This is a genomic window from Streptococcus sp. HMSC077D04 (assembly GCF_001808785.1).
GTDB lineage: Bacteria > Bacillota > Bacilli > Lactobacillales > Streptococcaceae > Streptococcus > Streptococcus mitis_BX.
The window spans coordinates 1-677 of the sequence record NZ_KV794526.1 but is presented as its reverse complement, the minus strand read 5'-3'; the positions used below and the strand labels follow the sequence as shown (position 1 = coordinate 677).

At 36.0% G+C, this 677-nt stretch carries 2 pseudogenes; both read right to left on the bottom strand.

What is annotated here, in order from left to right:
* Window positions 1-426, bottom strand: a pseudogene (locus HMPREF2701_RS03540) (type IV secretory system conjugative DNA transfer family protein); the annotation flags it as partial.
* A pseudogene (locus tag HMPREF2701_RS03535) lies at window positions 426-677 on the bottom strand (hypothetical protein); the annotation flags it as partial. The pseudogenes HMPREF2701_RS03540 and HMPREF2701_RS03535, both read right to left, overlap by 1 nt.

Genomic DNA, 677 nt, shown 5'->3' with positions numbered 1-677 from the left:
CGCAATATTCTTATTTCTATCATATTGGGGTGGCTTTTTATCTAACAAAGTTAGACGAACATCTTGGGCTAAGATTGTATCATGAGAAAATTCCTTACCGTAAAAAAACTTCTTTTCTTTTAGAGTTCCAAAACGGGCACTACCGTATTCTACTCCTTCTCGGTATTGTTTTTTACCAGTCTCTAGATAGAGATAGACCAGCAACATCATCACAAAGCCTAGTAGAAAAAAAGCACTTGATTTTCCAGTAAAGGAAACATTCCATGGAGACTGAAGAACTTCATCTTGACCTTCCATTAGAAGATGAGTCCATTTATCTAAGGTATTTCCAGTATAGGAATCATATAAAAGCGTCAAACGATGAAAAAGATAGCCTAGTAAGATACCTAACAGTGAGAATAATAGGAATTTCTTTCCACTGTACATCATCTCACCATCTCTTTCTGTTTGACGGCCCCTTCTTGTCTAAAAGTAATTTGGGATTTAGCCTCATCAATTGCATCGTCTAATGACTTATCCATTGTAAAATCAGCTAATTTCTCTGGATCATTAACCATTTTTTCTAACAGATGGTCTAAATGATTGTCTAGAATCGAACGGTCTTTCGTGTAGAAATGAAGAGAATCCCCTTGCCAAGCGATGGCCAAAGGAATCTCTTCTTTTTCTAAAAAAGCTTT